The organism is Kitasatospora sp. NPDC029312 (genome assembly GCF_055569215.1).
In genome coordinates this window covers 43,194-49,602 of sequence record NZ_JBVHXY010000055.1, presented here as the reverse complement: position 1 = coordinate 49,602, position 6,409 = coordinate 43,194, and the positions used below count along the sequence as shown (strand labels likewise).

Sequence of the window (6,409 nt, the reverse complement as noted above, 5' to 3'; positions counted from 1 at the left end):
AGACCGGCAGGGCCGACGCCGCCGAGGTCGAGGTGGCCGAACTCCGCCGCCAGCTCACGGACGGGCGTCGGCAGGCCGAGGAGCAGGTGGCCGAGGCCCGCGGCGGCAGGGCCGCAGCCCTGCAGCTCGCCGAGCAGGCCCGGCAGGCCGCCCAGGGCATTGCCGCCGAGCTGGAGAGCACCCGGCGGCAGCTTGCCGAGCACCAGGCCGTCGCCGAGGCCGAGGTAGCCGAGCTCCGCCGCCAGGCCGAGCAGCAGACCGGCAGGGCCGACGCCGCCGAGGTCGAGGTGGCCGAACTCCGCCGCCAGCTCACGGACGGGCGTCGGCAGGCCGAGGAGCAGGTGGCCGAGTTGGCCGAGCTCCGCCGGCAGCTCGCCGCAGTTGAGGAGGCCGACGCCGCCGCCCTTGAGCACCAGGCCGTCGCCGACCGGGCCGACGCCGCCGAGGCCGAGGTAGCCGAGCCGACAACGGCAAAACCGAGCGTCACCAACAAGGCCACGAAGCGGACGCAACCGAAGCGGACGCCGCGTGCACGACGGCGGTAGCAGCAACAGCTGAGGGCCGGCCCGTACGGGCCGGCCCTCAGCTGTTCTGGTCTGCGGGCGTCAGCAGCTCTGTTCGCTGGCCCAGCTCGCGAACGCGGCCCAGGCTTCAGGGGTGAACTTCAACATCGGGCCATTCGGGTCCTTGGAATCCCTGACGAGCACGGCCGCCGCCACACTCTCGGAGATCTCCACACAGTCCGTGTTCGAGCCCCCCGAGTAAGAGGACTTGCGCCAGGTCAGCCCCTGGGTACGGTTCATCATCGGGCGCTCTCCTCGCGTGTGGCCTCCGCGTACCGGCTGGCGGTCGCGGTGATCAGTTCGATTGATTCACCGGTCCCAAGCGCTTCCGCGCGCAGGTAGTCCCACACCAGCCCGTAACGCTCCAAATCCCCTGTTTTCTCCAGGAAAAGGGCGCTGGTCAGGTTGGCGATGTAGACCACGTCAAGGGACCGTTCAGCGCCACGAAGGATACTAAAAGAGATCGACTCGGCAGGATTCGCGCCCTTGCTGAACGGGAGCACCTGCAAGGTGATCCGTGGCCGCTCGGCGACTTCGGCCAGGTGCAGCATCTGGCCGGCCATGACCCCGGGGCCGCCGACCTGCCGTCGCAGCACTGCCTCATCCACGATGAGCCACAAGTGCGGCGGCTGCGGGCGCTCCAAGATCTGCTGACGCCTCATCCGGACGTCGACGTTGCGCGTCAGCTCTTTATCGGTTGCCCGCGGTTCCGATCCCCGGTGTGCCGCTATGGCGTAGTCGCGGGTCTGCACCAGGCCAGGGACGTAGCCGGAGGCGTATGCCTGCAGCTCTGCCGCCTCATCCTCCAGTCTGACCAGGGTTCGCAGACTTGGGGGCATGTCCAGCGAGGCGTACCAACCGAGCTGACGAGCTTCCTTGGCCATCGACACCAGGTTCGCGCGTTCGTCGTCCGTCGCCTCATAGGCTCGGCACAACGCTTCCACCCACGGGGCTTTGACCCCGCCGCCCGCGTGTGCCTCATAGCGGTTGATCGCACTTTTTGAGACGCCCGACAGCTCAGCGGCCTGTTCCAGCGTCAAGCCCCGGCGCTCCCGAAGGGTGCGGAGCTCTGCGGCCAACTGCCGTCGACGCGTCGTCGGTCCCGGTGTCGCTGCCGTCATCTCGTCCTCTCCGTGATCCTGCAGTCCAGTGTCCCCACCTCCGGCCATGTCATCAACTGCCGCCGTATCAAACGCCGGGAGCACGCGCACGGAGCTGTCACCCCCTCGGGTGAAGTTCATGATGCACCATCCGGGATTCCCGCACTGGGATTCCCAGAATGGGAATCCCAGTGCCATACTGCAAGTGCGCCACTCACAGCTCCCGGGTGATCACCGCAGGTGATCTTGGTGAGCGGGTGGCGGATCTGTGCAGACCCCAACCCCGGCTTGACGAGGGGAACGGCATGCGAGACCCCGGGCTGGAGACAGCCGAACTGACGATCAACGCCGACCCCATGGCGGCCAGGGCGGCGCGCCGCTTCATGCGGGAGACCGCAGCGAAGTGGGGGATCGAGCCCCATGCGGTCGATGAACTCGTCGTCGTCATCAGCGAGTTCGTGACCAATGCGGCCGTCCACAGTGGTAGCCGGACGATCATGTGCACGCTGACCCACCGCGGCCGGTCGGTCCTGGTGGTCGTGCGGGACGCCGGCCGTTGGCGCAAGCCTCAGGCTCAGGCCGGACCCGAGACCGCCGAGAGCGGCCGCGGAACCACGGTCGTGCGCCAGCTTCCGCGCACCATCGGCAGCGGTCGGCGCCGACGGCCCCGAGGGACGCTCGCGTGGGCCCATCTCGCGCTGAGCCTGTCGACCAGCACCTAGACCGCTGGTCGGCCGGCTCGCTTCTCCGGATGCCCGGCCGGCCAGCTTCCGCGGCGCGTCTCCCCCCGCGCGCCGCTGGCCGCCCCGCCGCACCGTGTCCACAGCACTGCGGCGGGGGGGGGGGCCCCCCCCCCCCCCCCCCAACCCCCCCCCCCCCTCCCCCGTCCCCCCCCCCCCCCCCCCCCCCCCCCCCCCCCCCCCCCCCCCCCCCCCCCCGCCCCGAACAGCCCATCAGGAGCGCTCTCAACAAGGAGTCGAGCCCCCCATGCTGCAGCTGTTACACCCGCTCTCCCCGATCCAGTCGTGCCCGCCGACGCCTCCGAGGCCGGCGCCCGCCGTGGTGGACGGCCCGTACGAGTGCACCGCCGACGAGCGGCCCGACGCCCGCCCCACCCCCACGCTGCTGATCCGCACCCGCGCGAAGACGGATTGGCTCGCCGCGTGGTGGCTACAGCTCCAGGCCCAGCAACTGGCTGACCAGCTGCCGCCCGTGCTGGCCGCGCCGGTCCTGGCCTGGCTCGCCGACGATGGCGAGCAGGAGCACGTCCGCCGCTTGCTCGCCGTCCACGAGCCCTACACCCTCACGGTGACCGGCATCGGCGTTGAGCACCGGTTCGGTGTGAAGCTCTGGGAGCCCCGCGGCGAGGTCACCGTGGAGGTGGGGCGGAGATGACCCCCGCCACCGCCTCGGCCACCCTCCCCGCGCCGTTGCCGCTGGAGATCCGGCGGACGCTGTACCCGCCGGCCGTGCCGGGTGGCATCGTGCTTCGCTTCGTCCGGCGACGCGGCCGTGACGGGTCTGTGGTCAAGGCCAAGCAGTGCCCGCCGGTGAGAACCCCCGGCCAGGCCGTCCGGGCGATGCGGCGCCTAACGCGCGCCTACGGCGTGCTGATGGCGCGCCGCAGCCGGGCCGCGGCCCACCGATGGAGCGAAGACACCGAAGAGCTGCACGTCGCGCTCGCCTCCCTATCCAACCGCCAGCCCTACCAGCGGAGTTGGATGCTGCGGAACGGCGATGTGATCACCGTTGCCGTGGTTCCGCGACTGCTGTCGACCGCCAAACCGCTTATCCACCAGCCGAGTTCGCCCCGCAGGTACGGAGAAGGCCGATGAAACTGCCGCACGAGGAAGCAGAGCCGAAGCCCGCCGAGGAGGCCGGCCTGCCCGAGTTCCTGGCGGCCGTGGTCCGGCCCGGGGACCGGGTGCTGCAGATCGGCCCCGGAACCACCGCCGTCGCGCTCGCCAGGAAGGCCCGCCCGGTGGCCAGCGTCCACAGCACGCTTGCCGACGTCGAAGCCGTCCGGGCCCCGCTCGGCCCGCTCGGCCGCGCGGTCGGCATGGTGGACGCCCAGTTGGGCGACCTGTTCGAGGGCCGGCCCGACGTCGGCCCCGTCGACGTCATCATAGTGACCGCCGGTGTCCGCGGCCTCTCCCCGAGATGGCTGGACCAGCTCGCCCCCGGCGGAGTGGTCGTCGCCCCCCTCGCCCTCGGTGGCCTGCACCCGTGGACCCTGGTCGGTCGGCAGGAGCGCGATGGGCTGCTATACGGGCGCGTGCTGGCCGTCGACCCGCCGACCGTCGGACCGCAGCCGGCTGAGGGCCGGCTGTACGAGCCGCGGCGGGTTCCCCAACGGGAGCCCTTGGCCGTGGAGGCCGAACCGGTGTGGTTGGGTCCGCTGTCTCCGCGGCCCAGACCGGTGCGGCACACGGATCTGTGGCTGTGGTTGGCCAGCCAGGACGACCGGTTCCGCGCTGTCGAGACCGGGGTTACCGGGTGGGAACCGATGTGCGCGCTCACCGTTGGCCACCACGCGGTCTACGTGCGCCCTAGCGGCATTTGGGCAACCGACGTCGAGCCGGTCACCCTGGCACTGCACCAGCTGGTTGCCGAGTACGTCCACCGGTGGCTGGTCCAGCAGCAGCCCCCGGCCGACGAGCTGACGTGCCGTATCGACCGCCCGCCGACGGGCGGCGCGGACGAGCTACTGACGGCCGCGGGCTGGACGACGTGCCGGCCGGTCACCCTGCCGCGGTGACCGCCGCTCGGACGCGGTGGTGGGCCACCGTGTGCTCGCCCGTGCTGCGAAGCCGGCCGGCTGGTCTACGACCCGATCCGGACCGCGGTCTGGCGATGGCGCTACTACCGCGACCCCACCGGCACGGTGAGGCGGGTGGAGGAAGGCGCCGCCCGCCAGGCCCGGGGCATCCCCCGCCAGCGCCGCCCCACCGACTACCGCCGGACCCAGCTGTGTCAGCACTGCACCACCCCAGCGTCTCCCGCCCTCAACCAGTAGAAGGAGAACACGGTGAACGACAGCACCCCTCAACAGGACACCGAGCTGCCCGTGGTGGTCGGCGCCGCCGCGCTGCCCGCGGTGATCCAGGCCCAGACCGTCGCCCTGCCCAGCCAGCACCCGGCCGCGCGAGCCCTGCAGCGGGACGTCACCCTGGCCGCCAGCGCGGTCCGGGTGATGCAGAAGAACGGCGGCGTGCTGGACGACGACGCGGACGTATCCGTGGTGGCGTACACGGCCGTGGTGGTCAACGGGACCACGGCGGCGAAGGCCCTGCAGACCGCCGCGAACTGGACCCTGCACGCCGCCGACGCCGAGGTACACAGCCTCAGCCTGGCCCGCGTGCCGGGACACCGCGCCGATACGGAGGAGTGGGCGCTGACCATGGCCGTGTCCTACCCGGACCCGGAGACCGGCGAGTACCGCGGCGACACCCACCACGCGGCCGGGCGGTCGGCGCACACGGTGGTGGTCGGCACCGCCACCGCCGACGAGGAGGAGCCGGCCGCCGGCTGATCCCCGGACGCGAACGGCGGGCCGGCCCCGAGGTGGGGGCCGGCCCGCCGTGTGTGCGTCGGGGCTCCGGCCGACCGGGCCCGTGGCCGCCGCCTCCGTCACCCGAACGGGGACAGCTGTCGGCCGAGCCTGCTACAGCTACGGCCTAGGCTCGAAGACGGAGCCGGGAGAGAAAGAAGGCAGCAGGATGGCCACGGAGACGGTTTACGGCCCTAGGGCCGTAAACGGACGCGCACCCCGGCAGCGTCGGACGAAGGAGCAGGCCGCACGCCTACGCCAGCAGCTCCGGGCCATCGTGGAGCAGAACCAGCCGTGCAGCGTCCGCCAGGTCTACTACCTTGGGTGCGGCGTGCTGTGGCCCAAGGACACCGGCAGCTCCCGGACGTCGTACAAGCTGGTCGTGCGCTACTTGGGCGAGATGCGCGAGGACGGGACGATCCCGTTCGGATGGATCACCGACTCAACCCGATGGGTGCGCAAGCCGACCATGTGGGGCTCGCACGGCGAGGCGCTGGAACGGACGGCCCAGCTGTACCGACGCAACCTGTGGGAACAGCAGCCCGAGCGGGTGGAGGTGTGGGCCGAGTCCGATTCGGTGTCGGGCATCATCCACTCCGTGACCGAGAAGTTCGGCGTTGGCCTCTTCTCCTGTCGCGGGCAGGCGTCGAAGGACTTCGCCCACTCCTCGGCACAGGAGTACCTGACGGACCGGCGCCCGGTGCAGATCCTCTACGCCGGCGATTTCGACCCGACCGGGCGGGCCATTCCCCGCAGCCTGTTGGAGCGCCTGAACCGCTACACGGACGGCCGGGTGGACGTGGTGGTGCGTCGCATCGCGGTGACCGCGGACGACGTACTGGACCCGGACCTTGATCTGGTCGCGCACGCCGCGAACACCCGCGATCCCAACTGGAAGGCGTACGCGGTCGAGTGCGAGCAGTTCGGGATTGACGCTCGGCTCGCGGTCGAGATTGAGGCCATTCCGCCGACGACACTGCGCAGCCGGCTGGAGACGGCAATCCGGGCGAGCATCGGCGACCGGGCCGCGTGGAGGGCTTGCCTTGCTGCCGAGGCGTCCGAGCGTGCGATCCTCGGTACCATCGCCGGTCTGACTGACTGGCTGACCGACACCATCACCGAGGCGTCCCAGAGGATCGCCGAGAACGAGGCACCCGGCGACGACCGCTAGCGCACGCCGGCGGCACCGGCGCGGA

8 protein-coding genes and 1 pseudogene are annotated in these 6,409 nt (G+C 71.5%); 7 read left to right on the top strand and 2 right to left on the bottom strand.

The annotated features are described in order from the left end of the window. Positions 1-545, top strand: a pseudogene (locus tag ACZ4WV_RS31740) (hypothetical protein); the annotation flags it as partial. A 60-nt stretch (positions 546-605) separates the two neighbouring features. Here the strand turns inward: ACZ4WV_RS31740 and ACZ4WV_RS31735 are convergent. After that, entirely contained in the window at positions 606-806 is a 201-nt protein-coding gene (locus tag ACZ4WV_RS31735) for a DUF397 domain-containing protein (RefSeq protein WP_465752100.1), read from the bottom strand. Then, complete coding sequence (locus tag ACZ4WV_RS31730) at positions 803-1,684, bottom strand: helix-turn-helix domain-containing protein (RefSeq protein WP_465752101.1); 882 nt, start codon at positions 1,682-1,684, stop codon at positions 803-805. Before ACZ4WV_RS31730 ends, ACZ4WV_RS31735 begins: the two co-directional genes overlap by 4 nt. 206 nt (positions 1,685-1,890) lie before the next feature. Here ACZ4WV_RS31730 and ACZ4WV_RS31725 point away from each other — a divergent pair, with 206 nt between their 5' ends. From ACZ4WV_RS31725 to ACZ4WV_RS31700, 6 genes are all read left to right on the top strand, one after another. Further along, complete coding sequence (locus ACZ4WV_RS31725; RefSeq protein WP_465752099.1) at positions 1,891-2,385, top strand: ATP-binding protein; 495 nt, start codon at positions 1,891-1,893, stop codon at positions 2,383-2,385. Positions 2,386-2,650: 265 nt separating this feature from the next. Beyond that, the gene (locus ACZ4WV_RS31720; protein WP_465752098.1) at positions 2,651-3,058 is read left to right on the top strand and encodes a hypothetical protein; all 408 of its coding nucleotides are present in this window, start codon (positions 2,651-2,653) and stop codon (positions 3,056-3,058) included. Then, a complete protein-coding gene (locus tag ACZ4WV_RS31715; protein WP_465752097.1) occupies positions 3,055-3,498 on the top strand; it encodes a hypothetical protein in 444 nt (147 codons plus the stop codon). The genes ACZ4WV_RS31720 and ACZ4WV_RS31715 overlap by 4 nt, the downstream gene beginning before the upstream one ends. After that, entirely contained in the window at positions 3,381-4,421 is a 1,041-nt protein-coding gene (locus ACZ4WV_RS31710) for a protein-L-isoaspartate O-methyltransferase family protein (protein WP_465752096.1), read from the top strand. The genes ACZ4WV_RS31715 and ACZ4WV_RS31710 overlap by 118 nt, the downstream gene beginning before the upstream one ends. A 270-nt stretch (positions 4,422-4,691) precedes the next feature. Continuing rightward, a complete protein-coding gene (locus ACZ4WV_RS31705) occupies positions 4,692-5,195 on the top strand; it encodes a hypothetical protein (RefSeq protein ID WP_465752095.1) in 504 nt (167 codons plus the stop codon). 295 nt (positions 5,196-5,490) lie between these two features. Beyond that, positions 5,491-6,384, top strand: a complete 894-nt coding sequence (locus ACZ4WV_RS31700; protein WP_465752094.1) for a hypothetical protein — start codon at positions 5,491-5,493, stop codon at positions 6,382-6,384. The last annotated feature ends 25 nt before the right edge of the window (positions 6,385-6,409 follow it).